Source organism: Streptococcus sp. (genome assembly GCF_030825805.1).
Lineage (GTDB): Bacteria > Bacillota > Bacilli > Lactobacillales > Streptococcaceae > Streptococcus.
This window is the reverse complement of record NZ_JAPJPF010000067.1, coordinates 1-2359: the sequence shown is the minus strand read 5'-3', so window position 1 is coordinate 2359 and position 2359 is coordinate 1. Positions and strand designations below refer to the sequence as shown.

The 2359-nt window shown below is 39.3% G+C and carries 1 protein-coding gene; it reads left to right on the top strand.

Annotated elements, in window-relative coordinates; translation table 11 throughout:
* The coding region (locus RCH62_RS08310; RefSeq protein WP_306475012.1) for a YfhO family protein at positions 1-2274 on the top strand (2274 nt) is incomplete at its 5' end.
* Positions 2275-2359: the final 85 nt, after the last annotated feature.

The following is a 2359-nucleotide window of genomic DNA, read 5'->3' as shown; positions in this document are numbered from 1 at the left end:
TTCATCGCTCTGTATGCCTGCTACTATGTATCGCCAAGATTGCTGATTGAGGGAGATCTAAAGGCAAAGATTAAAAACTTTAGTATCCCTTTGTTGCAAGCGGTGATCTATTCGATTATTGGGATTGCGACAGCTTCGGTCTTGCTCTTGCCTGTATTTTTCAACCTGATTGAAAGTAAGGGGCAAGTTGGCGGAGGTATGAGCTTCTCATTTGCCTTCCAAATTAACCCCTTAGATATTCTTTCTAAGTTGGTTGTTGGTGGTTTTGATACAACATCAGGATGGTCAGCGGGTCCCAACCTTCCCAATATTTATATTGGAGCGCTTGGTTTTCTTGGTTTTATCTTTTATTTCCTATCGCAAAAAGTTGAAAAAGCAAAAAAATGGGCTGCAGGGATTGTTACTCTCATTTTCCTGATTTCCTTTGTGAATGAATTTGTCAGTAAGATATGGCATATGGGACAAAATCCAGCCGGTTTCTTCTTCCGTTTTTCTTGGCTATTTTCATTCTTTATGCTAGTCCTAGCTTATCAAGCGATGAAGCAGAAGATCGTTATTTCTAAAAAAACCAACTGTATCATCGGCTTGGGCTTGCTCTTGTCGGTAGTTTATCTCTATTTCCATCAGTATAGTTTTATCTCAAAGACTCAACCGCAAGCGATCAGTCGTTTCCTCTCTAAGTTCTCTATTCTAAGTGTTCTGGGAATAGCAGCGGTAACCTGCTTCATCTTCTATGCGTATTGGGAAAAATCTCAGAAGAGCCAATTGGAAAAAATGATTCGAATGGCTCTAGCAGCAGTATTTCTAGTACTAGCTGCCGTCTTATTAAAGACAGGTTATCTCTTATCGCAAGTGGGGATTACAGCGATGCTCTACTTGAGCATTCTCTTCATCCTAAACTTTAAGATCTCACGTTTATCCATGATTGTCGTATCTGTGCTCACAATCTTTGAGTTTGGCTATAATGCATATTTGTCCCAAGTAACATTTGGGTATGATGATGTGCACAAGTTTGCAGATGCGACCGTTTCAGTCAAGCGCGTGACAGACAATATCCAAGAAAATGCAGATCAAAAATTCTATCGGATTGCCACAGATTTTGCCTATTCCAGAACAGTTCCTTCCTTGGTGTCCTATCCAGGCTTAAGTACCTTTAGCTCAAGTTTGGAACGTAGCACCATGGATCACTTTGCTTTCATGGGAGATCTTGGTGTCAATGCGGCGACTCAATATTCAAATGGGACACCTTTGACAGATGCTTTATATGGTGTTCGTTACTTTATGAGTGCCAAGGATTTTGATCCCAAAGAGATTGAAGCCAATCCAGATAAGATGTACTTTTATCGATTTACAGACCGCTTTGATCTGCATCGCTATTTCACAGACAAGGTCTATGAGGATAAGCGTTATGTCGTCTATAAGAATCCAAATTCCTTCCCACTTGCATACGGGACGAACAGTCTGGTAAGGAATATACAATTTGGTGCCAATAATGCCTTTGCTAACCAGAATATTATTTTGAACTCCATGGAGGGACATCAAAAGGCCAATAATGATACCGTTGAGTACTTTAAACCGTTGGCGTTCAGCTCGATCGAAACCGAAAATGTGATTGAAGAAAAGGTCAATAAGGAAACGGGAGAAGCCATCTATAAGAGAGCGGATTCATCAAAAGATGCCATTATTCGTTATAAGGTCACTCCACGCACCAATTACACCTATTATTTCTTTACTCCTGCATCTTTGATCCAAAACCAAGATTACTCAGTCTTACTCAATAATAAATGGTTGCTCAATGCTAAAATTTTCACGCAAAGACAAATTTGGCAGTTGACAGATCAAACTGAAAACCAAGAAACCGTTATTGAATTTAGATTTAGAACAGATCACATCGATATGAGCAACGCAGGTGTTTATCGCGCTGATGTTGATCAAATTCAACAGGTATTAGAAAACCGGAAGAAACAAGGTTTACATGTAACCAAGTTTTCAAATACCCATATTGTTGGTGATGTGTCTATTACAGATGATAGTAACTATATGATGACTTCCATTCCATACAGCGATGGCTGGAAAGTGAAAGTGGATGGGAAGTTTGTCAAAACTGAAAAAGCATGGAATGCATTCTTATCGTTCCCAATCTCAAAGGGAAATCATAAGGTTGAATTCGTCTTTAGACAAAAAGGAGTGATCCTGGGTGCCTTGCTATCTATTGTTTCCGTTGCTTACCTCGTCATTCAAATGAGACGAAGTAGAAGTAATGAAGAACAATAGGATTTAAGAGAATCAAAAATAGTTATCAACACAAAAAGAGAGTGGGACAGAAATCGGTAATTCGTTAGAATTCGATTTCGTCGTC